A 25069-nucleotide genomic window follows, 5' to 3' on the forward strand; every position below is an offset into this window, starting at 1 on the left:
GAGGCGCTACGGCATGCCCGGCTCCGGCACCCCCTCGGGCCGGGGCGCGGGGGTCTCCCATTCTCCGGGCCGGGTGCCGTCCACGCGGGCCAGCCGATTCACGCGCTCCGCGTTGACGCGGGCCTGGACGTAGCGCGGGGACAGCCGGGTGGCGTTGGCGTAGGCCGCGCGGGCCTCTTCCACATGGCCCAGTCGCTCCTGGGCCACGCCGAGGTTGTTGTGGACGTAGGCCACGTGGGGGAGCAGGGAGGCGGCCTGGGCGAGCACGTTCGCCGCCTTCGCGTCCTCACCCGCGCGCAGGTAGGCGAAGCCCAGGTTGTTCAGCGCGTAGCCGTGCTCGGGCTCCAGGTGGACGGCCTGCTGGAAGCGGAGGATGGCGGCGGACAACTGCCCCGCGCCCAGGTGCGCCCGGCCGAGCACCTGGTACACCTCCGCGTCCTCCGGGCTGCGCAGCACGGCCTCCTCGCCCACCAGCACGGCCTCCGCGTGGCGGCCCAGCGACACCAGCAGTCGCGCCTGCTGCACCAGCGCGCCGGAGTCCTCGGGGAGCAGCCGGCCGAGCTGCTCGTAGGCCCGCACCGCCACCTCCGTCTGCCCGGTGAGGCGGGCGAGCCGCGCGGCCTGCGTCAGCGCGTCCGTGTCCGCCGGGTCGTCATGGAGGGCGCGCCGGCACTCGGTGAGGGCACCGGAGAGGTCTCCCAGTTCGCGCAGCGTGCGCGCCCGGGCCAGGTGGTCCACGCGCCGCCCGTGCGTGTGGGGCAGCGGCAGCAGCGCGTCCTCCGCGGGCGTGCGAGCCACCACCGGCTTCGTGTCCTCGGGTGCGGCCACGTCCGGCGTCATGTCCCCGGAAGGCGGTGCCACCACGGGAGCGGCGCTGTTCCCCACGGGAGCCTCGTGCGGCCGCGCCTGCTGGACGACGGCCATCCACGGGCGCAGGGACGGAGGCAGGGGGATGTCGTCCCAGGCGGCGAGTCCGAGCGCGGCGAGGCAGGCGGGCAGCAGCGTCTTCTTCAGCGCGGCGGGCAGGGTGAAGGGGATGGGGGCTGCGGCCTTGCGCGTCCTGGCACTCGTGGGGCTCATGGCGACGACACCTCGACTTCCGGCGGTGCGCCCGGGAAGGGCGCGTGCGGGAGCCGTGTGACGGGCTCCCACCCGGAGGGCATTGCGACGCCCGTGCCAGGGCCCGTGCCCGGGGGGACGGCAAGGGGTGTGTCCCCCCGGCCACAGGGACGGGGAAAAGCGTGGCGGGGGCGCGGGTGTCATGCGACGGTCCGCGCGATGAAGATCGCCACCTGGAACGTGAACTCGGTGCGGGCCCGGCAGGAGCGCCTGCTCGAGTGGCTGAGGACCCGACAGCCGGACATCCTGTGCCTTCAGGAGCTGAAGTGCACGGAGGCCGACTTCCCCCTGGAGGCCGTGCGCGCGGTCGGCTACCACGCCGCCCTCCACGGGCAGAAGACCTACAACGGCGTCGCCATCCTCTCGAAGGAGGAGCCCCGCGACGTGGTGAAGGGGCTGTCCGACGGCGTGGATGACACGCACGCGCGCCTCATCGCCGCGACGGTGGGCGGCATCCGCGTGGTGAGCGCCTACGCGCCCAACGGGCAGTCGGTGGACTCGGAGCAGTACCACTACAAGCTCCAGTGGTACGAGCGGCTGCGCCGCTACCTGGATGCGCGCCACCAGCCGGGCGAGCCCCTGGTTCTGGGCGGCGACTGGAACGTGGCGCCCCGGGACATCGACACCTACGACCCGAAGGAGTGGGAAGGGCAGACGCTCTTCACGCAGAAGGAGAAGGACGCGCTCGCTCGGGTGTGTGACTTCGGGTTGAAGGACGCCTACCGCGAGCTCTACCCGGACGTGCAGAAGTTCTCGTGGTGGGACTACCGCATGCTGGCCTTCCCGAAGAACCGGGGCCTGCGCATCGACCACCTCTACGTGACGGCGCCGCTCATCCCGCGCCTGGCGCAGGTGGACGTGGACCGCGAGGAGCGCAAGGGGAAGCAGCCCTCCGACCACGCCCCGGTATGGCTGGAGCTGCGCGGATGACCCGCGGCGCGCGGCCCTGTTCAAGCCCTGTGGAGGGCGCGTCCAGGTCGTGTGCAGGTGATGCTGGCACGCTCCGCGAGCAGGCGGGCGCCTGACTTTTCCAGAGGCTCCGGAGGCGGTGAAGCACGGCATGGATTCGAGCGGCCCGGACACTTCGCTGGAGCCCACGGCGGCCGCGTTCGCGGCCATGCTGGACGGCGTGGGGCATGGCGTCGTCGCGGTGGACCGCCAGTGGCGCCTGTCCTTCGTCAACGCCTGGATGGAGCGCATCCTCGGCCGCTCGCGCCAGCAGCTGCTGGGCCGCGAGCTGTGGACGGAGTTCCCGAGCCTGCGGACCAGCTCCTTCGGTGACGTCTACCAGCGCGCCATGCGCGACGGTGTCGAGGTGGTGCACGAGGACTTCGTCGACACCTCCAATGCCTGGTTCGAGGCGCGCGCGTCGCCCTCGGCCACGGGGCTCATCCTCTTCATCCGGGACGTGACGGAGCGGCGCCGCGCCGCGCAGGACCTGAAGGACCGCGAGGACCGGCTGCGCGAGAGCGAAGCGCGCTTCCGCAACATGGCGGACAACGCGCCGGTCATGCTGTGGATGACCGATGAGACGGGCGCCTGCATCTGGCTCAACCGCCAGTGGTACGACTTCACCGGCCAGACGGAGGAGCAGGCCCGGGGACTCGGGTGGCTGGAGGCCGTCCACCCCGAGGACCGCGTGCGGGCGGGCGACATCTTCCTCGCGTCGAACGCGGGCCGGACCGCGTTCCGCCTGGAGTATCGGATTCGCTCGCGCCACGGCGAGTACCGCTGGGCCATCGACTCCGCGAGCCCCCGGCTGGACAGCTCCGGCGAGTTCCTCGGCTACATCGGCTCCGTCATCGACATCCACGAGCTCAAGCGCGGCGAGGAGCGCCTCGCCTTCGTGTCCGAGGCGAGCCGCGTGCTGTCCGAGTCGCTCGACTACGAGGCCACGCTGTCGCGCACCACGGAGCTCGCCGTGCCCGCCCTCGGCGACTGGTGCATGGTCGACATCCTCCAGGAGGGTGGTGGCATCAAGCGGGTGAAGGTCGTCTGTGCGGACCCCGCGCTGGAGCCGCAGGTCCGCGAGACGGTGAACTTTCCGCCCGTCGTCTCGGGCGGGGCCTCGCACCTGCCCAGCCAGGCCCTGCGTGAAGGCCGGGCCCTGCTCGTCGAGGACGCGGGCGACGCGTACAAGCAGCAGGCGGCCTACAGCCCGGAGCACCTGGCGCACATGCGGGCCATCGGCTTCCAGTCGGTGATGTCCGTGCCGCTGGTGGCGCGGGGCCGGAGGCTGGGTGTCATCACCTTCCTGGCCATCCATCCCGGCCGGCGCTTCACGCAGTCGGATTTGGAGACGGCCGAGGAACTGGCCCGCCGCGCCGCCCTCGCGGTGGACAACGGCCGGCTGTACCACGAGGCGCAGCAGGCCGTGCGCGTGCGCGAGGAGTTCCTCCAGGTGGCCAGCCACGAGCTGAAGACGCCCCTCACGCCGCTGTCCCTCAAGCTCCAGATGCTGGCCCGCTCCGCGGACTCCCTCCCCCGAGAGCGCTTCCCCCGGCTGTCCAGCGACCTGGAGATGATGCGGCAGCAGGTGCACCGCCTGTCGTCGCTGATGGACGAGTTGCTGGACATCTCGCGCATCAACTCCGGGCGATTCTCGCTGACGCTGGAGGTGGTGGACCTCTGCGCGTTGGTGCGCGACTCGGCGTCCCGCTTCGAGCCGGAGGTGCACCGCCTGGGCGGCCGGCTGGTGGTGGACGTCCCGGAGCCGCTGGTGGGCGTGTGGGACCGGCAGCGGCTGGAGCAGGTGATGACGAACCTGTTGTCCAACGCGCTCAAGTACGGCGGAGGGCGGCCCGTCCGGGTGCGCGTGTGGGGCGAGGGCAACACGGCCTGCCTGGAGGTCCGGGACGAGGGCATCGGCATCGCTCCAGAGGCGCTGCCGCGCATCTTCGAGAAGTTCGAGCGCGCGGTGAGCGACAGGCACTACGGCGGCCTGGGCCTGGGGCTCTACATCACCCGGCAGATTGTCGAAGCGCTGGGCGGCACCATCCGTGCGGAGAGCGAGCTGGCCCGGGGCTCGGCCTTCACCGTGAAGCTGCCGCTGATGCCGCCCGCCTCGGCCTCCTGAAGGCCCGGCTACTGGGATGCGTCAGCGGCACACCCCCGGCGCTCGGCGCGTGGCGGCACGGCGCGGGACGTTGGCGTAGATTCCGCGGCCTCATGGCCCTGACCCGACTCGACTGTACGAAGTGCGACCGGACGTACGCGCCGGGCGCCGTGCTGAACCTGTGCACCGCGTGCAACGCGCCGCTGTTCGCGCGCTACGACCTTGAGCGCGCGGCGAAGACGCTGCGGCCGGAGGCACTGGCCACGCGTGAGCGCTCCATGTGGCGCTACCACGAGGTGATGCCGGTGGAGGACCCGGCGCAGCGGCTGAGCCTGGGCGAGGGCTGGACGCCGCTGCTGCAGGCGCCCCGGCTGGGCGCGAAGCTGGGGATGAAGCGCGTCTGGGTGAAGGACGAGGGCGGCAACCCGACGGGCTCGTTCAAGGCGCGCGGGCTGTCGGCGGCCGTCACCATGGCGAAGGTGCTGGGGGCCAAGGCGGTGTGCCTGCCGTCGGCGGGCAACGCGGGCAGCGCCCTGGCGGCCTATGCGGCGCGCGGCGGGCTGGAGGCGCACGTCTTCGTGCCGAAGGACATCGCCAGCCTGTTCCTCATGGAGACGCGCGCGTACGGCGCACACGTGGAGACGGTGGAGGGGCTGATTACCGACGCGGGCCGCATCTGCGCGGGGCTGGCGAAGGAGCACGGCTGGTACGAGTGCGCCACGCTGAAGGAGCCCTACCGCGTGGAGGGCAAGAAGACGATGGGCTACGAAATCGCGGAGCAGCTCGGGTGGACGCTGCCGGACGTCATCCTCTACCCGACGGGCGGCGGCACCGGCCTCATCGGCATGTGGAAGGCCTTTGAAGAGATGGAGGCCATGGGCCTCATCGGCTCGAAGCGGCCGCGCATGGTGGCGGTGCAGGCGGAGGGCTGCGCGCCGATTGTGAAAGCGCATGTCGAGGGCAAGCCGGACGCGCCGATGTGGCAGGGCGCGACGACGCACGCGCACGGCCTGCGGGTGCCCAAGGCGCTGGGCGACTTCCTCATCCTCCGTGCGGTGAAGGAGAGTGGCGGCACGGCGGTGGCGGTGACGGAGGCGGAAATCATCCAGGGCGTGAAGGACATCTCCGCCGCGGAAGGACTCTTCGTCGCGCCCGAGGGCGGCGCCTGCGTGGCGGCGCTGCGCAAGCTCCAGGCCGCGGGACAGGTGACGCCCGACGAGTCCGTGGTGGTGTTCAACACGGGCACGGGCTTCAAGTACGTGGAGAACATGGCCCCGCTCTGGTGACGCGGGGCCGTGCCGCCGGAGCGTGCTACTGGGTGAGGTAGAAGATGCCGAGGCACATCTCGTCGTCGGTGCCCTCACCCCACTCGCGGTCGGTGGCGCCGGGGGCGCTGTTGTCCCAGTGGCACTCCACGTTCAGCTTGTCTCCGTTCCACAGCTGCACGGGCTTCTGGAGGGCGTAGGTGCCCTGCCAGTGGAAGTCCCAGTGGGGGATTTCCAGGAGGCACTCGCGGGCGCCGGACTGGCGCTGGATTTCCGCGCGGGCGTGGGTGCCCCGGGTGTGCATGTGGAGTGCGGCCGAGTGGATGGTGACGGGGACGTTGTTCTGGAGGACGCCCCCGGTGGTGAAGCCCAGGAAGGGCGTGAGCTCCATGGACCACAGGTGCTTCGTGTCGGCGTTGCCTGCGGGGATGCGCATGGGCGTGGTGCCATTCACCCAGGAGGGGTTGGACCAGGGCTGGACGTAGGCGACCTTGTTCACGGTGTCGTCGACCTTGAAGGCGACGGCGGAGCGGTCGGCGGCGGCGGGCTGGCCGTGGTCGTTGTAGTGGACCTGGAGGACGACCTTGGAGCCGGGTTCGATTCGCAGGCCGGTGCCGGCGGGGAAGTCCTGGCCGAGGCTGCCGGGGGCCCAGCCGCCGAGCCACGTGGCGCGGGTGGCGTCCGGCCCGCCGGGGCCACCGAAGCAGGTGTAGCCGGGGCCCGGGGAGGCGGCGTCGCGCGCCTCATAGCCCTTCACCTCGGAAGGCGTCGCGAGGTAGGCGATGACGTGGTGGACGGTGGCGCGGTTGCCCGGGTCGGCGCGGAAGCCGGTGATGTAGCGCGTGCGCGTCTCCGGCCAGTCGATGAGGAAGCAGCGGTAGTCATCCGGGGACTGGGTGGGGAGGTAGGGCTCCGGCATCTTCAGGACGACGTCCGCGCGGGACAGGCCGCCGGTGGGGGGCGTGATGGCGGTGGCGTTGGCGGGGTCGCCTTCGGCGGCGCCCTCGTCGACCCAGCGCGTGAGCAGGGCCTGCTGCGCTTCGTCGAGCGAGCGCTCATGCGCGTACGTGTTGCACTCGGACGACGGGGGCCAGGGCGGCATGGTGCCGGCCTGGACGGCGGCCTTGAGGACGTCGCGGTGGGCGAAGACGTCGGCGTATGTCTGCAGGGGGAAGGGGCCGATGCCGCCCTCGGTGTGGCAGTTGGCGCACTTCGCCTGCACCAGGGGCGCGACGTCCTTGTGCCAGGTGGCCGGGGGCACGGGCTCGGTGGGCGTGGGGGTCGGGTCGTCGCCGCTGCACGCGGTGAGGACGGCGAGGAGCGCGCCCGGGAGCAGGCGGAGGAGGGAAGGGCGGGGCATGGAGACCTCGAGGACGCGGAGCCCGGGACACAGGCCCCCGCATCATGCCTCAACACGGCTCCCCGGTTCAGGTTGCGGGCCTTATCCCGCGTCCGCTCATCTTGGGTACAACTTGGGTACGAAGGTGGGGACGGCAGGGGTCAGGGGCCATTGACTGCACCGGGGCCGGTTACGTCCGTGAACTTCGCGCCGGTGATGCTCGCGCGCTCCAGGACCTCCTTGATCTCTTCGGACACGGTCAAGGCCACGGTCCAGCCCCAGGTGCGGAACACCTTGGCGCCTCCCACCTTCGCCGGGTCGATGCGCATCCCGGACACCGAGGAGTACGTACCCACCTTCTCGGGCATCCCGTCCTCCGGGGTCCAGTAACGCACCTCTTCGCACGCAGCGTCGTCGATGCACTTCACGAGCCGGGTGGCGTTGAGGATGAAGTGCTGAGCGGGCTGGGAGTCGATCTCCACCGGGATGAACTGCACGTCGTCGGGTGCCACCTCGGTGAAGAGGGACGCCACCCTCGCGTGGACGACGGGGATGCTGAATGCCGCGTGGGAATAGTCGAGCGGCTTGCCGGAGATCTTGACGGGAATCCTGATGCGCTCGTCCCAGTGAGACTGTTGCCCGATCCTGAACTGCCACGGGTCATCGAGCTTCCGGCCCTCCTGATCGAGAGGATGCCCCAGCTCCCATCGGCCGGAGAGGTACACATCATCGGTCAATTTGAAGAACCGCTTCGGCATGAGGTCATCCTTCCGTCATTCGGTTCGGGTCACCAGCCGATTGAGCCTGGTCCCCTGCTTCGAGATCTCGCGCGCCAACACACCGAGGATCTTCGTCAGTGCCTCCCGGCAATGCTCGACGCTCTTGCAGCTCGATGTTGCTTCGTCCAGCCGCTCGTAGACCTCCTCATGGTACTCCCTCGGGTGTGGCCCCTTGTGGCCTGGGACGCGGACTTGGTTCGCCGCATCGTCGAGCGACATGCCCGCCCGGTCGAAGATCTCCTGGTACCTTGGGGTCCATGGCCCTCCGTTGTTGGTGGACGTACTGAACTTGTCGGAGGCGATGTGGTGCCAGGGGCCTTCCGCGTCCACCGGGGCCGTGCTACCGGCGCTCGTCCCTTGTGCTGCCATGGCCAGCGCACCAGGAGCGAGCGTGATGGTGACGGCTCCCTCGGCGGGGACAGCCACCGAGCCCACTTCCGCGATCGCCGTGAACCGGAAGCCCCCTTGGACCTCGCCCAGCCGCACCGCCTGTACCGAACCCGGAAGCCCCGGTGCCTTGGTCGCCAGCCCCGCGGTGCTCCCGATGGCGGCGGTCGCGAGCATGACGAAGACACGCGCCGCGTTCTCGCCCATGACCTTGCCGTACTTTTCGCCAGCCGTGCGTAGCTCATCGAAGGTCGTGGCGACCGCTACCTCCTCGGCAAGTTGCCGCCACCCTGCGATCAGGTTCCAAACGGTGTCCACCCCCAAGTAGGCGATGAGGCACACCGTCAGGGTGGCGGCCACGCCCTTGCTCACCGGCTCGGGCAGCAACCAGAGGCCGAGGTACACGGCCATGGCCGTGATGAGGGTGTTCCGCACCGCTACCGGATCCACCATCTTTCCCAGCGCATCCTGGGTCTCGTTCATGACCGAGCCCATGGCGAACTGGAGGGCCAGGGTGCGCCTGGCCTCGTCGCCAAGAGAGGGGCCGTCCTCCAGCAGATGCAGGCAGTCTCGGGTGCGTTGCGTCCGCTCGCACCAGCGGCCGTAGGCGTGCGTGAGTTCTGAATCCGCCTCCGGCCTCCATGCCTCGGCGAGTGGGAGATGGTTGTTGTACGAGTCCTGCCCCGAGCCAACAGACACGAGGCCGAGGCTCCCTCGTGCGCCTGCGTAGGCATCATTCGCAGGGGACCAGAACAGCCGACGAGCGTCGGACCGAGGCTGCGCGGACCGGGGCACATCTCGGCCCAACTTCGTCACGGCCTCTTCGAAGTCGTCTTCGTCCAACTCCACCGGTTCAGCGTCATCGGAGCGTGGGGTGAAGGTGATGAGCTTGCCCCGGCCTGTGTCCAGACGCACCGCCCTTGTTGCGCTACTGCATCCGGCCAGCATCACGAGCAATAGGAGAATCGACCATCGTGGCGGCATGCGGAGCCCTCCTGGCGCTGGCCCCTTCGTTCGGGAGCCCATCGGCAATGCAAGGTCGGGCTATACCAGTACGAAGGACCCATCGAGAGCATCCTCGAGGATGACCTGGGGCTGCTGGATGCACCGGCTCTGCTCTATGGGTGGGTCTGGACGAGTGGCCCGCAGGCCGTCAGAGGAACGGCCAGGAGCCGAACTCATCCCATGCAGCCTGAATCACCTCACGTGTCGACTGTCACCTCCGCCCAGTCCGCGGTCACGCGCATCTCCAGCACGCCGCGTTCGAACCGGAACGACAGCGCGCCCCTCACCCCGCTCACATAGGGCAGCCCGTACACGCGAAGCGTCTCCTCCGCGCGGGCCAGCGGCAGCTTCCCCTCCACCCGCCGCGTCAGCTTGAACGCACCTTCCCCCAGCCGCCCCTCCACCACCGTGAGCCGCGACTCCTCGTACCCGTCCCCCACGTCTTCATAGAGCCGGCCGTACACCTCCGGCGCCGCGTGCAGGTGCCACTCCAGCTCCTCCCAGTTGGCCGTGGTGGTGTGCTTCGCAGGCCGCGTCAGCGTCACCGCGCCGCCCGCGCGCAGCCACACCGGCACCGTGTCCAGCGGCCCCTCCGCGATGATGTGCCGGCCGCCCTCGTGAATCGCCCCCGGCCGCTCCAGTCCCGGCCACTCCAGCCACGAACCCTGTGGCAGGTACGCCAGCCGCTTCGAGTGCCCGGGCCGCACCACCGGCGCCACCAGCAAATCCTCTCCGAAGAGGAACTGGTCGAATGCAGCCACCGCCTCCGTGTCCCCGGGCACGTGCATCACCAGCGGACGCAGCACGGGCAGGCCCGTCACGGACGCTTCGTGCATCAGCGTGTAGAGCGTGGGCAGCAGCCGGTAGCGCCGCTTCAGCGCGTCACGGGCCAGGGACAGGTACGGCTCACCGAAGCGCCACGGCTCCTGTGGCTGCGTGCCCTTGCCCGCATGGTTGCGCATCAGCGGGTAGAAGGTGCCCGTCTGCATCCACCGCACGAGCAACTCGCCGCCAGGCATCCCGATGAAGCCGGGGATGTCCACGCCGGTGAAGGGCACGCCCGACATGCCGAGCCCCACCAGCATGGGAATGGATGTCTCCAACTGCGTCCAGTGACTGGAGTTGTCCCCCGTCCACACCGCCGCATAGCGCTGGATGCCCGCCGAGCCCGCGCGCGTCAGCAGGAAGGGCCGCGCTTCCGGCCGCATTTCCCGCACCGCCTCCCAGGCCCCCTTCGCCATGCCGATGGCGTAGACGTTGTGCACCTCCAGGTGCCGCCGGTCTCCGTGCCGCGCGTCGTACGGGAGCGTCTTGCCCTCCACCGTGCCCACGCCCTCGGCGCGCTCGTTGGAGATGGTGAAGAGGCCCACGTCCGGCTGCACCGCGAAGCAGGACGGCTCGTTCATGTCGTTCCAGAAGCCGGCCACGCCCAGCGCCACGAAGTCGCGGTGCAGGCCGCCCCACCAGCGCTGCACCTCGTCGCGCGTCAGGTCCGGGAAGACGGCGGGGCGCGGCCACACCTCGCCTACCAGCACGTCGCCCCGGTCGTAGCGCACCAGGTAGTCGCGCGTCCGGGCCTCCTCGTACACGGACCACCCCGGCTCCTGCTTCAGCGCCGGGTCGATGATGGTGACCACGCGCACGCCCTCGGCCGCGGCCTCACGCACGAGCGCCGCCGGGTCCGGGAAGCGCGTCCGGTCCCACGTCCAGACCTTGTACGTGTCCATGTAGTCGATATCGAGGTACACGCAGTCGAGCGGGAGATCCCGCGCGCGGTAGCCCTGGATGACGCCCTGCACGTCTCGCGCATTCTCATAGCCCCAGCGGCTCTGCTGCGCGCCCAGGCTCCACAGCGGCGGCAGTGGCATGCGGCCGGTGAGCGCCGTGTAGCTTCGCACCACGTCCATCGGCCCGGGGCCCGCGAAGAGGTAGCAGTCCAGCTCCGGCCCCCAGCACTCCCAGGCCAGCGTCTCGCCGTCCGCCAGCGCCACGTCCACCTCGGTGCGCCATGTCTCGTCCAGGAACAGGCCCCAGGCCACGCCGCCGCGCAGGCCCACGAAGAAGGGGATGGACTGATAGAGCGGGTCCGTGTCCGGGTGATGCGGCATCACATCCGTGTTCCAGAACGTGAAGTGCATGCCGCGCTTGTTCAGCGGGCCCACCTTCTCGCCGAAGCCCAGGTAGGTCTCCCCCGGGGGCGCGTGCAGTGTCAGCCACGAGCGGTGCGTGCTCATCGGGTAGCCGGCCTTCGTCTCGCCCGCCACGCGCGTGCTGCGCGCCAGTTCACGCCCCTCCGCGTCCTGGAAGCTCCACGTGCCACGGTCCGTCGCCACGTCCAGCGCCATGCCCTCCGCGCGCACGCGCACCCGGCCCTCCCTGCGCGTCACCTCCAGCGGCTGGAGCCCGCCCTGGGACACCACGGCCCACGAGCGCTTGTTCGGGAGTTCCGGATGCAGGAAGCCGGTGGTGGAAGCGGTCGGCGCGTGACGGAGTCGCAGCACGCCCGGGAGGGGACACGTGACTTCCAGGGCGGCTCGAGGTCCCCACAGCCGCAGGCGGGCGGGCTCGACGACCAGGTCTTCGATGCGCATGGACCGGATACTACGGAGGGCACTCGTGCAGGCGTCACCCGAAGAAGGTCGGACTTCTGGGAGATGTTCTTCGCGGACACCCGGGTGCCCTCGCGCGCGATGCGGCTTCCGTTCAATGGCTGCCAGGTGATTCCGCCCGAGGTGGAGGGCGGACGTGTCGAGTCGTGAGATGCTTCAGGAGCAAACCCCATGACGACGCCCCCGCCCCAGCCACTGCCCTTCCCGGACAGCCTCTGCCACCGCTGCGCCGCGCCGCCGCGCTACGTCCAGTCGAGGACCAGCACGTTCATCATGTGCCCGCTGCTGCCTCAGAAGTACCCGCCGCAGCCCGTGCGTGCCTGCGCGCTGTTCCGCCCCGCGGAGACCCGGTAGCGCTCCACCGCCTCAGTGCAGTTGCGGAAGCGTGGGCCCGTGCTCGGACCGTTGCAGGGGATTCTGCGCGCGGGCCGCCGCCTCGCGCACCGTCTCCAGGTCCGCGGGCAGGAGGCTCGCGTGCTCACAGCCCTGAAGCGTCAGCGCGAGCTGCCGCTCCAGCTCCGTCCGCGCCTCGGGGCGGTCCAGGCCCTCCACCGCCTCCCAGAGCATCCGCAGGGTGCGCACGAGCGCCACCGCCACCTGCGGGTGGGGTGCCGCATAGAGGCGGAACTGGTCGAACGCGTGGCGCACGTACTCCGCATGGTCCAGATCCCAGGGCCGCAGCAGCGTGGAGCCGTTCTCCACCACGAGCACCTGCGGAGGCAGCTCGGCGAGCAGCAGCGGACGGAGGATGGACGCCAGGCGCAGCACCACCTCGATGGCGGTGGTGGGGTCGTTCACCGCCGGGGACAGCGAGCGCAGCGCGATGTCCGTGAGCTGCCGCAGTCCGAAGTCCACGTCCTGGTACGTCGTCCGGCGGTCGCCCACCACCACCGCTGCCTGGAGCGCGCGCGCCACCGTCTCCTCCCTCTCGGGATGGGGCCAGAGGGTGGCCAGCGGGATTCCGCGCGCGAGGAAGGCGCCAACGCGAGTCTCCAGCCGCAGCACGCTGCCCGGAGGCACCGCCGCGAGCACCCCCGGGATGCTCACCTGCTGCACCCACCCGTTGTCCCGCGCGCTCACCACCAGCGGCGGCCCGAGCCCGGACACGTCCGGAGGCTCCTTCTCGCGGCGCGCGCGCCCCGCTCGGGACAACGCGTCCACGCGCCGGAGCGTCTCCTCGGTGATGGAGGCGATGATGCCGCCCACGTACTGCCGCAGGGAGATGCGGTGCAGGTACATCACCAGCGCCAGGACGCTCACCAGGGTGAGCAGCACCGCGACGTCGACGGTGAGGTGCGGCACCGTCGACTCCTTCGAGCCGAGGTCCTCCGGCAGCGCCCTGAGCGCGAGCACGCAGTACGTGAAGACGGCGGTGAGCAGGCCCACCACCACCTTGCCCATGCGCTCGCGGAAGAAGGTGTGCAGCACGCGCGGGGAGAACTGTCCGCTGGCCAGCTGCATGGACACGACGATGAGCGAGAACACCACGCCCACCGTGGTGATGGTGGCACCCGCGATGGTGCTCAGCAGTTGGATGCTCGCCTCGGGAGACAGCCGCAGGATGCGGGGCAGCGTGTCCGGCTCCAGCGAGCGGTCCACCCGCGCGAGGGCGACCTCCAGGAGGATGGCCCCCAGCACCATGATGCCGGGGATGGGGAGCAGGCTCTCTCCGAGCCGGTTTGCGACGGCCCGGCCACGCATGACCAGCAACGAGAGATGAGGGTGCCAGGACACGCCATGAAGGTAGGGCCGCCCGCTCGCACTGGCAGGAGGAGCCCGCTCCGCGCCCGTTCCTTGGGCGACCAGGCAGGCGGCGTCATGCCCTGACTTCCTCGCGCGGACGGAGGTGTCCCGGCCCCAGCTCCCGACACGCCACGGACAGGCGAAAACCCGGAAGTCCCGCTCCGGAGATTGCCGGGCGCGCTGGAGCAGGTGCGGATACACTCCGGCCGCTTTGTCCGAGGAGAAAGACCCCACCGCGCCGCCAGACGGCATCGATGCAACAGTGCTCGCTCCGAAGCGGCCCGACTTGGCGGAGGCGACTGGAGACGCGGAGCTGTTCGCCGGGCGCTACACGATGCTGGGTCTCGTGGGCCGGGGCGGCATGGGCGCCGTGTACCGTGTGCGGGACACGCTGGTGGGCGACGTGGTGGCGCTGAAGGTGCTGGAGCTGGGCCCCACCCCGGCGCCGGAGTGGCTGGAGCGCTTCCGCCGCGAGGTCCGCCTCGCCCGTCGCATCTCGCACACCCACGTGGCGCGGACCTTCGACCTGGGCGAGCACACCGGGCGCCTCTTCCTGACGATGGAGTACGTGGAGGGTGAGAATCTCCAGGCGCTGCTGGAGCGCGAGCGCGCCCTCGCGCCAGCGCGGGCCGCGCGCATCGTGCTGGCGCTCTGCGAAGGCCTGGCCGCGGCGCACGCCGCGGGCGTCGTGCACCGGGACCTCAAGCCGGCCAACGTGTTGGTGGAGGCCGGAGGCCGGGTGGTGCTCACCGACTTCGGCATCGCCCGGGCGGTGGCGGGCGAAGCGGCCTCGCACACGCAGGGCCTGGTGGGCACGCCCCTCTACATGTCGCCGGAGCAGCTCGAGAGCGGCGAGGTGGATGCGCGCGCGGACCTGTACGCCGTGGGGCTGGTGCTCTACCAGTTGCTCACCGGCGAGCCGCCCTTCACCGGGGAGTCGGCCATGGCCGTGGCCTTCGCCCGGCTGCGACAGCCCCCTCCGGACCCGCGCCTGCGCGCCCCGGTGCCGGACGCGCTCGCGGCGCTCGTCCTCGCCTGTCTCGCCCGTGAGCCCTCGGAGCGGCCCGGTGGGGCGCTCGTGGTGGCGGCGGCGCTGCGGGACTGGCTCACCTCCGTGGGTGAGCCCGTGGAGGTGACGGCCACGCCCCTTCCCGGCGCCGCCACGTCCACGGGAAGGGCGCTGCCGCCCGTGACGCCACCGACGCGCCATACGCCGCGCACCCTGCTGCGAGCGGTGGAGCAGGCGCTGGCGGTGCTGCCGCTGCGCTTCGTGGGGCCCCGCGAGCTGGAGTCGCTGGGGGACGGCGTGACGGACTCGCTCATCGACCTGCTGTCGCGCACGCGCGGGCTGCGGGTGCAGAGCAGCGGCGCGACGGCTCGCTTCCGCCAGGAGCGAGACCCGCGGGTGGCGGGGCGCGAGCTGGGCGTGGGGCTGCTGGTGGACGGAACGCTGCAGGGCATGGGCCGGACGGTGCGCGCCACGCTGCGGCTGGTGGAGGGCGCGTCCGGCACCCAGCTCTGGAGCGGCCGGCTCGACGAGACGGGCGACGACGTCTTCGCCCTCCAGGACCGGCTGGCGCAGCGGATGGCGGAGGCGCTGCGCAACGAGCTGCTCCTGCTGCCCTATCGCGACACCGTCCCCGAGGAGGCGCTGGCGCTCTACCGGCAGGTGCTGTCCCGGCAGAGCCACGTGCCCCGGGGGCCGAGCGATGACCTCATCGGCCCGCTGGAGCAGGTCCTCTCCCTGGCGCCGGACTTCCCGCCCGCGGTGGCGCTGCACGCCGTGTCTTCCTTGAGGGCCTGGTTCCTCCGCGTGTCGGACAAGGAGCGCGACTGGGAGGCCGTGGCTCGGGCCAGCCTGGAGCGCGCCCTCCGCGTGGCGCCCGAGCTGGTGGAGACGCAGCTGGCGCGCGCCATCCTGGCCACGCACGAGGGCCGGTGGCGTGATTCCGTGGTGGCGCTGCGCGGCGCGCTGGACCAGGCACCCACCTTCGCACCGGCGCTGGCGAGCCTCGGCAACCTCCAGTGCGAGGCGGGCCGGGCCGGCGAGGGGATGGAGCGGCTGAAGCTCGCGTATGCCCTGGACCCCGCGCTCGTCGTCGCCCTGCTGGAAGTGGCCCGCTGCAGCGCGCTGCGTGGGGACCCGGAGGGGTACCGCGCATCCCTGGCGCGGCTGCAGACGCAGCCTCTGCTGGGGCTGGCCACGCTCACCCTGCGCATGCGCGTGGCCGCGTGGAGTGGAGACCTCGACGAGGTCCGGCGGTGCAGGACGCTGCTGGCGGACGAGCTGGACCCGGTGGCGCACCATGCGGCCAACTACTGCTCCGTCGTGCTGGGGGACGTGGAGCCCGGCGCCATGATGGTCCAGATGGACGCGCTCCTGTCGCGCCGGGTGAGCCCGCGCTTCGCGTCGATGCTCTGCCAGCTCGCCACCGAGCAGCTCTGCCTGCGGGGCGAGGCCGAGCCCGCGCTGCGCTACCTCCAGCGAGCGGCGGACATGGCGCTCATCGACCTGGAGTGGCTGGACCGCTGCCCGGCGCTCACTCCGCTGCGGGCCTTGCCCGGCTTCACCGAGGCCCGCCGCAAGGTGCGCACCCGCATCGAGGCCATCTGGTCCGCGTGAGCTGAGCCGCCGTCCCGAAGCCGATGCCCGAGCTCGTGCCCGTCATGGCGCCCCCGCGCCGCGGGCTTCGTGCCCAGCGTCCGCGGTCGCGACGGCAGGCTGGGTGCCCAACCCGGCGCATCCTTGAAAAGCGGCTTTAGCTGATAAATACAGTTAATCAGCCAAAATCCTGTTTGGCCGCCCGGGAGCGGAAGCCCCGGGTGCTCGACAGCGTCGCTCGAACAAGGAGTCCCGGATGACCCGACGTCTCGCCCTCGCCCTCACCGTGCTCGCGGCTGGTTGCGTGCCGGAGGAGGACCCTCCTGGAGGTCCACCCGCCCCGCCCCTCGCGGAGGCGCGTCAGGCCGTCGAACCGCTCGACACGCCCTCCGAGGAGAACGCCATCCGCTTCCTGGAGCAGGCCACCTTCGGCCCGCGCCTGGCGCTCGGCGCGACCACTCCGCCCATCGACTCCGTGGAGCACGTGGTCGACGTCGGAATCTCCGAGGCCCTCACCGAGCAGTTCAACGCCCCGCGCTCGCTGCTCGACGGCACGAGCGCGAGCACGGACCTGGGCTCGCAGTTCTTCGTCAACGCCGTCACGGGACAGGACCAGCTCCGGCAGCGGGTGGCCTTCGCGCTGAGCCAGGTGCTGGTGGCCTCGCAGACGGGCATCCCCGAGGTCATGTCCACTCCCGAGTCGGAGCCGAAGCTGGCGATGGCGGGCTACCTCAACCTGCTCTCCGCGCGCTCCTTCGGCACCTTCCGCCAGTTGCTCGACGCCGTCACGAAGGACCCCGCCATGGGGACGTTCCTCGACATGGCGAACAACAAGGCCTTCAAGACGAACGGCCAGCCCATTGAACCGAACGAGAACTACGCGCGGGAGATGCTCCAGCTCTTCTCGCTCGGCCTGCACAAGCTGAACGAGGACGGCACGGTGGTGTTGGACAACGTCACGGGTGCGCCGAAGCCCGCGTACACCGAGGCCCAGGTCCAGGCCTTCGCCCACGCGCTCTCCGGCTGGACGTACGGCGGCGCCGCGTGCCCCACCGTCGGCAAGTCCAACCCGGCCAGCTATGCGCAGCCCATGATTGGCTGCGACGTGAACCATGACTCCACGTCGAAGGTGCTCCTGCGCAACTTCGCGACGACCGACGGGGGCAGTGCCACGAAGCACCTCAAGGAGGCGCTCGACAACGTCGTCGACGACCCCAACGTCCCGCCCTTCATCTCCAAGCAGCTCATCCAGCACCTCGTCACCAGCAACCCCAGCCCGGCGTACGTGCAGCGGGTGGTGAACGTCTTCAAGAACAATGGCAGCGGCGAGCGCGGAGATCTGCGCGCGGTGGTGCGCGCCATCCTGGAGGACGACGAGGCGCGCGGCCCGCAGCCGCCACTGGCGCAGTACGCGACTTTCGGACACCTCCGCCCGCCCGCGCTGTTCATCACCACCGCGGTCCGGTGGCTGAACGGGCAGCTCGACACGACGGCCGGCAAGGACCCGGGCGCGAAGCTCAACGGCTGGAGCCGCTCGATGAACCAGTACGTGCCCCGTCCGCCGTCGGTCTTCAGCTACTACCCGCCGAACACGCCCGCGCCCGGCGGCAACGGACTGCTCGGCCCCGAGTTCGCCATCCTCGACACGGCCACCGTCACGGCGCGCGCCAACTTCGTGCACGAGCTGCTCTACGCGACGGCGACGGCCACCGCGGGCGTCCTCATCGACCTGAGCGCGCTGCCCACGGACCCGAATGACCAGGTGCTCTGGCTGGACCGCTACCTGCTGCACGACACGATGTCGTCGGACCTCCAGCTCGCCGTCTACAACGCCGTCACCGACCCGCGCGCGGGCGACCTGACGCGCAGGAAGAAGCTGGCCCTCTTTCTCACGTCCCTCTCCCCCGAGTTCCAGATCCAGCGGTGAGCCCCATGACCTTCTCACGACGAAAGTTCCTCCAAGGCGCCTCCAGCACCCTGGGCGCCCTCGCCGCGGCGGCCACGCTCCCCAAGTGGCTGGGCAGCGCCGAGGCCGCCACGCTGAGCGGCTACGCGGGCTACCGCGCGACGGTGTGTGTCTTCCTTCTAGGCGGCAATGACGGCAACAACGTCATCGTCCCGCTGACGGCGGGCCCCAATGCGCAGTACCTCGCGGCGCGGCCGAACCTGGGCATCGACCCGGGCTTGCTGCGGCCCATCAACCCGGTGGGGCAGGCCGCCGGCTCGTACGGGCTGCACCCCGCGCTGGAGAAGCTCCAGGCGCTCTTCGAGCAGGAGCGCGCCGCCGTGCTTTGCAATGTGGGGCCGCTCGTGTTGCCGATGCGCAAGTCGGACTACACCTCGGAGACGGTGGCCCGGCCGGACAACCTCTTCTCCCACGCCGACCAGCAGGATGCCTGGGCGAGCGCCATCGCGAACCCGTCCACCATCTCCCTGCCGCTGTCGCTCGTGGGCAAGGCCACGGGGTGGGGCGGCCGCACGGCGGACAAGCTCGCCGGCCTCAACCCGGGCGAGTACCCCGAAGTCACTTCGTTCGGAGGCAAGGCGCTCTTCTCCGCGGGCGCGGTGCGCCAGCCGATGATGGTGTCCCCCAGCGGCACGCTCGCGTTCCGGCAGTTGGGCGACGCCAACTTCAACGCGCTCCAGAACGACGCGCTCGCCCAGGTGGTGGGCTTCGACAACGGCGTCACCCTGGAGGCGTCCTACGGCGGCGTCTTCATCACGGCGCAGACCTTCGCCGCCGCGCGCACCGCCGCGCGGGACGCGGCCTGGGCCACGCTCCCGCAGGCGACGCGCGACGCGATTGATGCGCTGTTCGTCCCGCCAGCGGGCAGCGCGAGCTGGTCGCTGCACACGCAGCTCTACCAGGCGCTGAGGGACCTCATCGCCGGGGCCATGCCCACGGTGGGCGGAGGGCTCGGCGTGCGGCGGCAGGAGTTCTCGGTGGGGCTCGGCGGCTTCGACACCCACGTGGGCCAGGGGCCGACGCAGGAGGACCTGCTCACGCAGCTGGACTTCTCGCTGAACGCCTTCCATCAGGCCATGACGCTGCTCAAGACGGAGAGCGCCTTCGGGGCCAGCCCGCCGCAGGCCACGCTCTTCACCATGAGCGACTTCGGCCGGACGCTGCTGGAGAACTCCGACAAGGGGAGTGACCACGGGTGGGGCAATCACGCCTTCGTGATTGGAGACCGCGTCCAGGGGCGCCGGCTCTACGGCACCTTCCCGAACCTGGACCTGTCGGGCGGCGCGGTGAACAACCTGGACACCGTCGACTCGAAGGGGCGCTGGATTCCCTCACTGACGGTGGACCAGTACGGGTACAGCCTCGCCTCGTGGCTGGGGCTCTCCACGGCCGCGGAGCGCGACTACGCCTTCCCCAACATCGCGGGCTACGTCGCCGACGCCATCGCCAGGGGCTTCCCCGCGTCCGCGCGCGCCTACAAGGTCGGCTTCCTGCTGCCGGACGCGTAGGCAGGCAGGCGAGTGCGTCAACTTGACGCACTCGCCCCGTGACGGCCCGGGGGGTATGAAGGTTGGCGTGTCCAGCGCGCCCACCGACGCCCGGGCCGCCCTGCACGGCGCCCCGGTGCTGACGCAGGAGCCGCCGCGCCGTGCCTTCCGTCGCACGGCGCGGGACATGGTGGCGCGGCTGTCGTCCAGCGCCATCGCGCTGGAGTGGCTGGTGCGGCTGCGCTGGCATGCTGCGGCCGGGCAGGCGCTGACGGTGGCCGTCGCCACGCGAGGCTTCGGGCTGGAGTTGCCGGTGGTGCCGCTGCTCGCGCTGGTGGCGACGACGGCGGTGTCCAACCTCGTCCTCGCGTTGTGGCTGCGCCGCACCCCCACGGTGCGCCCGGCGCTGCTGGGTGGGGTGCTCGCGTTCGACCTGCTGCTGCTGACGGGGCTGCTGGCCCTCTCGGGTGGGCCGGCCAACCCGTTCAGCATGCTGTACCTCGTCCATGTGACGCTGGCCGCGCTCGTGCTGGGCCCGCGCTGGACGGTGCTCATCGCTGGGGTGGCGGTGCTGGGCCAGGCGAGCCTCTTCGCCTTCCACGTCCCGCTGCCGCAGGTCACGGGCGGAGGGGACTGGGGCTCGCTCCACCAGCTCGGCATGTGGGTGGCGTTCGTCCTCACGGCGCTGGTCATCGTCTTCGTGGTGGCGCGGGTGGCGGCGGCGCTGAAGGACCGGCAGGAGGCGGTGGTCCGGGCCCAGCAGTTCGCGGCCCGCGCGGAGAAGCTCGCGTCCCTGAGCACCCTGGCCGCGGGCGCGGCGCACGAACTGGGCACGCCGCTGGGCACCATCGCCATCGCCGCCAACGAATTGGAGTCCCTCATCCTGGAGGAGCCGAACGAGGCGCTGGAGGATGCGCGCCTCATCCGCGACGAGGTGGAGCGGTGCCGGGACATCCTGGAGCGCATGAGCGCGCGGGCCGGCCGCTCGCTCGGTGAGCTGCCCGAGCGCACCACGACGGGCGCGGTGCTCGCACGGCTGCGCGAGCAACTGGGGGCGGCGGAATTGGCGCGCCTCCACTTCGACGCGGGGCCGGACCTGCCGCTCTGGTGCCCCGTGCGCGGGCTGGTGCAGGTGCTGGCGAACCTCGTGCGCAACGGGCTCCAGGCGAGTGACGCGACCCAGGCCACCGTCACTGTGTCGGCGCGCGGGGATGCGGAGCGCCTGCGCTTCACGGTGGAGGACCAGGGCGTCGGCGTTCCGCGTGCGCTGCTGCCGCGCCTGGGCGAGCCCTTCTTCACGACGAAGCCGCCTGGGCAGGGTATGGGGCTGGGTCTGTTCCTGAGCCAGACGTATGCGGAGCTGTGCGGAGGCCGGCTGGAGCTGACCTCCGAAGAGGGACGGGGGACGCGGGTGATGCTGGAGCTGCCCTGCCGGACGGAGGTCGTCCATGGGGCAGGGTGAGGTGACGCCCACGGTGCTCGTCGTCGACGATGACGAGCCCTACCGCGAGCGGCTGGTGCGCGCCTTCGGCCGGCATGGCTTCGCGGCGCACGGAGCGGCCAGCACGAGTGAGGCGCTCGAACGGGCGCGCGAGCTGCGCCCCGGGTACGCGGTCATCGACCTGCGCCTTCCGGATGGCTCCGGGCTGGAGCTGGTGCGCGAAATGAGGGCGATGGACGCGCGTGCCACGCTCGTGGTGCTTACGGGCTACGGGAGCATCGCCACGGCGGTGGAGGCCGTGCGGCGAGGGGCCACGCACTACCTCACCAAGCCGGCGGACGTGGACGACATCCTGCTGGCCTTCGCCGGAGCCACGCTGCCCGAGGGCGAGGCGGCGGCCCGGGAGCACCAGGTGCCCTCACTGGCGCGCGCGGAGTGGGAGCACATCCAGCGCGTGCTCGCGGACTGCGGAGGCAACATCTCCCAGGCCGCGCGGCTGCTGCGCATCCAACGCCGCAGCCTGCAGCGCAAGCTGGCGAAGCACCCCGTTCCGAAGTGAGTCCGCGCACGGGTGCGTCATCAAGACGCACGAGCCCTTCCGAGCCCGCCGTTAGGGTGGCGCATGTCGGGAGGCTGGATGTCCACTCCGCGCACGGGCGCGCTCGTTCTCATGCTCATGGTGTTCTCCGGCTGGGGCTGCAACCGGAAGCCCGCCCAGGATGCGCCGGGCTGGACGGAGACTGACGGCGGCATCCGGTGCGAAGGCCTCCAGCACCTGGCCTGCACGGGGCTGTACGGCGAGGGCGGCATGGGCTGGGCAACGAAGACGGTGCCCGCCGACGTGCGTCCCTTCGAGCCCGGCCTCCCGCTCTGGAGCGACGGCCTGGAGAAGTCACGCTTCATCTTCCTGCCGCCGGGCACGCGCGTGGACAGCACGCGCATGGACGAGTGGCGCTTCCCGCCGGGCACGAAGCTCTGGAAGGAGTTCTCGTGGAAGGGCCGCCGCATCGAGACGCGCTTCTTGTGGAAGCGGCCCGACAACACGTGGTTGCGCACCACGTACCGCTGGAGCGACGACGAGCGCACCGCGCTGGAGTTCACGGACGGCGAGCAACACGTCCCAGGGACGAATGACTACGAGATTCCCAGCCAGGCCGACTGTCAGGCGTGTCATGGCGGGCGAGGGGACGGAGTGCTCGGCTTCGAGGCGGTGGCGCTCGCGCACTCAGGAGCGCGGGGCCTGACGCTGGAGCGGCTCGTCCAGAAGGGGCTCCTCACTCACGCCCCCGGCACCCCACCGCGCATCCCCGGCACGCCCGTGGACGCGGAAGCGCTGGGCTACCTGCACATGAACTGCGGCGTGTCCTGCCACAACGCCAACCCCACGGCGCTGGGTAGCACGTCCGGGCTGCACCTGCGCCTGGAGGTGGCGGAGCTCGGCTCCGTCGCGGAGACGGACACGTGGCGGACGGCGGTGGGCGTGAAGTCCCTCTTCCGCACCTCGGGCCTGTTCGGGGGTGACTTCTTCCGCGTGGCGCCGGGCGACGTGAAGCACAGCACGCTGCTGCACCGGGTGGCGCAGCGCGGGTCCGCCGCGCAGATGCCCCCGCTGGCCACGCATGTCGTCGACGAGCGGGGCCACGCGCTCCTCCAGCGGTGGATTGAAGCCATGCCGCCCATGCGGGCCGACAGGTGAACGACATGCTCTATGCGGTGGTGCTCTTCCTGCATTCGTGGCTGCGCTGGGGCGTGGTCGTGCTCGGCGTGCTGACGCTCGGCAGGTCCCTGCTCGGCTGGCTGCGCGCCCGCGCGTGGACACCCGCAGACCGACGTCTTCAGTTGTTCTTCGTCTCCGCCTTCGACCTCCAGTTGCTGCTCGGGATGACGCTCTACTTCGCGCTCAGCCCGCTCACGCCGAGGTCCATGGAGGCACTGCGGACGAACCTGTCCGTGTCCTTCCTCCGGTTCTTCAGCCTGGAGCACCCGGTGATGATGCTGCTGGCACTCATCGCCGCGCACGTGGCGTCCGCGCTGAGCCGCCGTGCGGGGGAAGCCCAGCGGAAGCACCGCGTGTGGGCGGTGGGCCTCCTCGTGGCGATGCTGCTCATCGCGCTCGGGATTCCGTGGCCCTGGCTGTCCCATGGCCGTCCGCTGTTCCGGGGCTTCTGACCCCACCTACCCGTCGCCAGGTCCGTCCATGCTCGACATTCTGTGGATGCTGATGATGCTGCCCGAGATGCCCACTCCCCCGAGGAGCCCATCCCGCGCGCAGTTGCCGGAACCGCAGCCTCCAGCCCCCGCGCGGCGCAATAGGTCGAGGCCGGCGAGGAGGCGACCTCAAGCGGCCGGAGTCGCATCCCGCCGCTCGCGCCCGGCGCGACAGGCCCGCGGATGAACTGCGCGTCACAACCGGTCCACGGACTCTCCACCCACTCGTGACAGTCCGTCCGGATGGGAGTGGGGGACCGTCCGCCCCTCGCGCCCATGGGCGCCAAGGGAGTGGACATGTCTGGACTGAAGTTCCCCATCGTCGCAGTGCTGGCGGCAGGCCTCCTGCTCGCTTCAGGGTGTGGACCGAAGGAGCCCGAGGGCTCTGACGAGGAGGCCGGGCTCGCCCGCTCCACGACGGAGCTCGTGGGGGCACAGAGCGCCTCGTTCCAGGACGGGGTGGCTCCGACGTCGAGCTACGCGGGCACCCGCGACGCGATGATCGAGGAGGAGTCCCCGGACGCCAACCACGGCGGTGACACCAGCCTCTCCGCGAGCGGTGACACCCCGGCGGGCAGCGGCAACGAGAACTTCATCCTGCTGAAGTGGGACGTGTCGGCCATTCCGGCGAATGCCCTCATCCGCTCCGCCACGCTCACCGTCACCGTGTCCGACAAAGCGGACCAGACCTACGACTTCTACGAGTTGACGCGCGCGTGGACGGAGAGCCAGGTCACGTGGAAGCGGGCAGACAGCAGCACGGACTGGGCGTCGAACGGCGCGGACGGCAGTGGTGACCGGAACACGGCCTCCGTCGGCTCCCTCCGTGCCGCCGCGACGGGCACGTACACCGTGACGCTGAACGCGGCGGGCCTGAGCGCCGTCCAGAGGTGGGTGACGACGCCCGCCAGCAACCAGGGGCTCATCCTCGCCAACAAGGACAACGACAACCGACTGGAACTGCGCTCGAGCGAATACTCGACGAAGAGCGCCCGCCCCAAGCTGACGGTGACGTGGGACCTGGCGTCGTCGGACGGAGGCACCTCGTCGGACGGAGGCACCGGTCTCGACCCGAACCCGGGCACGTACAAGGGAACCTGCGACGGCTCGGGTGGCGTGTGGATTGATTCGACCCGCTTCCTGAACTTCAACGACGAGTCGCAGACGGCGCGCATCTTCCCGCAGGGCCAGAGCGCCACGGCGGTCCAGAGCAAGGACCTGGGCAGCGCGCTGGGCCTGTCCTCCTCGGACGAGGCGGACTTCGAGGATGCCGCGCGCGTGGGGAACCGCGTCTACGTCACCACGTCGCAGGCGCGGAACAAGGACGGGGAGCTGCAGTCCTCTCGCTACCGGTTCTTCGCCATCGACCTCGCGGGCACCGTGCCCGCCATGTCGCTCCAGGTCGCGGGGAGCACCTCCAATCTGTTGAAGGACATGCTGGATGCGGCCAACTGGCTCCAGCCCGACGCCACGGTCATCTCGCTGCTGAACGCTCGCTCCCGGCTGTCGGAGCCCACGGTGCCGGACCTGGCGCCGAAGCTGAATGGGACGAACGTGGAGGGTCTGGCCGCGCTGCCGGGGGGAGGACTCGTCCTCGGCTTCCGCAATCCGCAGGTGGGCACGAGCGCGCTGCTCGTCACCCTGACCAACCCCGACGCGGTGCTGACGGGCACCCGGGCGAAGTTCGGTCAGGCCCTCCGCATGGACCTGGGAGGCAACGGCATCCGGGGTCTTGCGTGGTCCGAGGCCCACCAGGCGGTGCTCATCCTCAGCGGGCCGCGCGACGAGAGCGCGGGGCCCTACGCGCTGTGGAAGTGGAGCGGAGACGCGAGCAGCGCGCCGGTGAAGGTGAGGGACTTGACGGCGCCCACCAACTCCGCGCCGGAGACGGTGATTCCGTACCCCGGTACGAAGGACGTTCAGGTCCTGTTCGACATGGGCTCGCGCCTGGTGGGCGGCACGGAGTGCAAGGACCTGTCGACCTCCAGCCAGTCCTTCACGGACGTCGTCTTCCGCGTGGACTGAGAAGGGCCCGGCGGGCCTCCGCGAAGTGCACGGAGGCCC

At 70.9% G+C, this 25069-nt stretch carries 18 protein-coding genes; 12 read left to right on the forward strand and 6 right to left on the reverse strand.

Annotated features, from left to right (window positions below):
• Positions 1–6 precede the first annotated feature (6 nt).
• Complete coding sequence (locus OV427_RS36285) at positions 7–1080, reverse strand: tetratricopeptide repeat protein (protein WP_267860802.1); 1074 nt, start codon at positions 1078–1080, stop codon at positions 7–9.
• Positions 1081–1278: 198 nt separating this feature from the next.
• Between OV427_RS36285 and xth the strand changes: the two genes are divergently transcribed.
• The 3 genes from xth (at position 1279) to OV427_RS36300 (ending at position 5460) form a co-directional block, all read left to right on the forward strand.
• Positions 1279–2049, forward strand: a complete 771-nt coding sequence (xth, locus tag OV427_RS36290; RefSeq protein ID WP_267860803.1) for an exodeoxyribonuclease III — start codon at positions 1279–1281, stop codon at positions 2047–2049.
• A 130-nt stretch (positions 2050–2179) separates the two neighbouring features.
• On the forward strand, positions 2180–4195 hold the full coding sequence (locus tag OV427_RS36295; RefSeq protein ID WP_267860804.1) for a PAS domain S-box protein: 2016 nt from the start codon (positions 2180–2182) through the stop codon (positions 4193–4195).
• Between the two features lie 92 nt (positions 4196–4287).
• Positions 4288–5460: a threonine synthase gene (locus OV427_RS36300; RefSeq protein WP_267860805.1), complete on the forward strand. Its 1173-nt coding sequence runs from the start codon at positions 4288–4290 to the stop codon at positions 5458–5460.
• 25 nt (positions 5461–5485) lie between these two features.
• Here the strand turns inward: OV427_RS36300 and OV427_RS36305 are convergent, their stop codons facing one another.
• The 4 genes from OV427_RS36305 to OV427_RS36320 all read right to left on the reverse strand — a co-directional run bounded on the left by OV427_RS36305 (position 5486) and on the right by OV427_RS36320 (position 11540).
• On the reverse strand, positions 5486–6799 hold the full coding sequence (locus tag OV427_RS36305; protein WP_267860806.1) for a hypothetical protein: 1314 nt from the start codon (positions 6797–6799) through the stop codon (positions 5486–5488).
• 140 nt (positions 6800–6939) lie between these two features.
• The gene (locus OV427_RS36310; RefSeq protein ID WP_267860807.1) at positions 6940–7536 is read right to left on the reverse strand and encodes an imm11 family protein; all 597 of its coding nucleotides are present in this window, start codon (positions 7534–7536) and stop codon (positions 6940–6942) included.
• Between the two features lie 15 nt (positions 7537–7551).
• Positions 7552–8928 carry an AHH domain-containing protein gene (locus OV427_RS36315; protein WP_267860808.1) on the reverse strand — a complete coding sequence of 459 codons (1377 nt, stop codon included), beginning with the start codon at positions 8926–8928 and terminating at the stop codon, positions 7552–7554.
• 218 nt (positions 8929–9146) lie between these two features.
• Positions 9147–11540, reverse strand: a complete 2394-nt coding sequence (locus OV427_RS36320) for a glycoside hydrolase family 31 protein (RefSeq protein WP_267860809.1) — start codon at positions 11538–11540, stop codon at positions 9147–9149.
• 189 nt (positions 11541–11729) lie between these two features.
• Here OV427_RS36320 and OV427_RS36325 point away from each other — a divergent pair, with 189 nt between their 5' ends.
• Positions 11730–11912, forward strand: coding sequence for a hypothetical protein (locus OV427_RS36325; RefSeq protein ID WP_267860810.1), 183 nt, complete (start codon positions 11730–11732; stop codon positions 11910–11912).
• 12 nt (positions 11913–11924) lie between these two features.
• Here the strand turns inward: OV427_RS36325 and OV427_RS36330 are convergent, their stop codons facing one another.
• Complete coding sequence (locus OV427_RS36330; RefSeq protein WP_267860811.1) at positions 11925–13259, reverse strand: DUF2254 domain-containing protein; 1335 nt, start codon at positions 13257–13259, stop codon at positions 11925–11927.
• 253 nt (positions 13260–13512) lie between these two features.
• Here OV427_RS36330 and OV427_RS36335 point away from each other — a divergent pair, with 253 nt between their 5' ends.
• From OV427_RS36335 to OV427_RS36370, 8 genes are all read left to right on the forward strand, one after another.
• Complete coding sequence (locus tag OV427_RS36335) at positions 13513–15924, forward strand: serine/threonine-protein kinase (protein ID WP_267860812.1); 2412 nt, start codon at positions 13513–13515, stop codon at positions 15922–15924.
• Positions 15925–16159: 235 nt separating this feature from the next.
• Positions 16160–17830: a DUF1800 domain-containing protein gene (locus tag OV427_RS36340; RefSeq protein WP_267860813.1), complete on the forward strand. Its 1671-nt coding sequence runs from the start codon at positions 16160–16162 to the stop codon at positions 17828–17830.
• A 5-nt stretch (positions 17831–17835) separates the two neighbouring features.
• Positions 17836–19377: a DUF1501 domain-containing protein gene (locus OV427_RS36345; protein ID WP_267860814.1), complete on the forward strand. Its 1542-nt coding sequence runs from the start codon at positions 17836–17838 to the stop codon at positions 19375–19377.
• A 67-nt stretch (positions 19378–19444) separates the two neighbouring features.
• Positions 19445–20818: an ATP-binding protein gene (locus OV427_RS36350; RefSeq protein ID WP_267860815.1), complete on the forward strand. Its 1374-nt coding sequence runs from the start codon at positions 19445–19447 to the stop codon at positions 20816–20818.
• Complete coding sequence (locus OV427_RS36355; RefSeq protein ID WP_267860816.1) at positions 20805–21356, forward strand: response regulator transcription factor; 552 nt, start codon at positions 20805–20807, stop codon at positions 21354–21356. The genes OV427_RS36350 and OV427_RS36355 overlap by 14 nt, the downstream gene beginning before the upstream one ends.
• Before the next feature lie 78 nt (positions 21357–21434).
• The gene (locus OV427_RS36360; protein ID WP_267860817.1) at positions 21435–22493 is read left to right on the forward strand and encodes a hypothetical protein; all 1059 of its coding nucleotides are present in this window, start codon (positions 21435–21437) and stop codon (positions 22491–22493) included.
• A gap of 5 nt (positions 22494–22498) precedes the next feature.
• Positions 22499–22966, forward strand: coding sequence for a hypothetical protein (locus tag OV427_RS36365; RefSeq protein ID WP_267860818.1), 468 nt, complete (start codon positions 22499–22501; stop codon positions 22964–22966).
• A gap of 336 nt (positions 22967–23302) precedes the next feature.
• The gene (locus tag OV427_RS36370; protein ID WP_267860819.1) at positions 23303–25030 is read left to right on the forward strand and encodes a DUF3616 domain-containing protein; all 1728 of its coding nucleotides are present in this window, start codon (positions 23303–23305) and stop codon (positions 25028–25030) included.
• Positions 25031–25069: the final 39 nt, after the last annotated feature.

The organism is Pyxidicoccus sp. MSG2 (assembly GCF_026626705.1).
Lineage (GTDB): Bacteria > Myxococcota > Myxococcia > Myxococcales > Myxococcaceae > Myxococcus.

Coding starts and splice junctions, on each gene's coding strand:
- OV427_RS36365 (WP_267860818.1), top strand. CDS start 22,499: ATGCTCTATGCGGTGGTGCTCTTCCTGCATTCGTGGCTGCGCTGGGGC.
- OV427_RS36370 (WP_267860819.1), top strand. CDS start 23,303: ATGTCTGGACTGAAGTTCCCCATCGTCGCAGTGCTGGCGGCAGGCCTC.
- OV427_RS36330 (WP_267860811.1), bottom strand. CDS start 13,259: ATGCGTGGCCGGGCCGTCGCAAACCGGCTCGGAGAGAGCCTGCTCCCC.
- OV427_RS36310 (WP_267860807.1), bottom strand. CDS start 7,536: ATGCCGAAGCGGTTCTTCAAATTGACCGATGATGTGTACCTCTCCGGC.
- OV427_RS36305 (WP_267860806.1), bottom strand. CDS start 6,799: ATGCCCCGCCCTTCCCTCCTCCGCCTGCTCCCGGGCGCGCTCCTCGCC.
- xth (WP_267860803.1), top strand. CDS start 1,279: ATGAAGATCGCCACCTGGAACGTGAACTCGGTGCGGGCCCGGCAGGAG.
- OV427_RS36355 (WP_267860816.1), top strand. CDS start 20,805: ATGGGGCAGGGTGAGGTGACGCCCACGGTGCTCGTCGTCGACGATGAC.
- OV427_RS36340 (WP_267860813.1), top strand. CDS start 16,160: ATGACCCGACGTCTCGCCCTCGCCCTCACCGTGCTCGCGGCTGGTTGC.
- OV427_RS36320 (WP_267860809.1), bottom strand. CDS start 11,540: ATGCGCATCGAAGACCTGGTCGTCGAGCCCGCCCGCCTGCGGCTGTGG.
- OV427_RS36345 (WP_267860814.1), top strand. CDS start 17,836: ATGACCTTCTCACGACGAAAGTTCCTCCAAGGCGCCTCCAGCACCCTG.
- OV427_RS36300 (WP_267860805.1), top strand. CDS start 4,288: ATGGCCCTGACCCGACTCGACTGTACGAAGTGCGACCGGACGTACGCG.
- OV427_RS36285 (WP_267860802.1), bottom strand. CDS start 1,080: ATGAGCCCCACGAGTGCCAGGACGCGCAAGGCCGCAGCCCCCATCCCC.
- OV427_RS36295 (WP_267860804.1), top strand. CDS start 2,180: ATGGATTCGAGCGGCCCGGACACTTCGCTGGAGCCCACGGCGGCCGCG.
- OV427_RS36315 (WP_267860808.1), bottom strand. CDS start 8,928: ATGCCGCCACGATGGTCGATTCTCCTATTGCTCGTGATGCTGGCCGGA.
- OV427_RS36360 (WP_267860817.1), top strand. CDS start 21,435: ATGTCCACTCCGCGCACGGGCGCGCTCGTTCTCATGCTCATGGTGTTC.
- OV427_RS36325 (WP_267860810.1), top strand. CDS start 11,730: ATGACGACGCCCCCGCCCCAGCCACTGCCCTTCCCGGACAGCCTCTGC.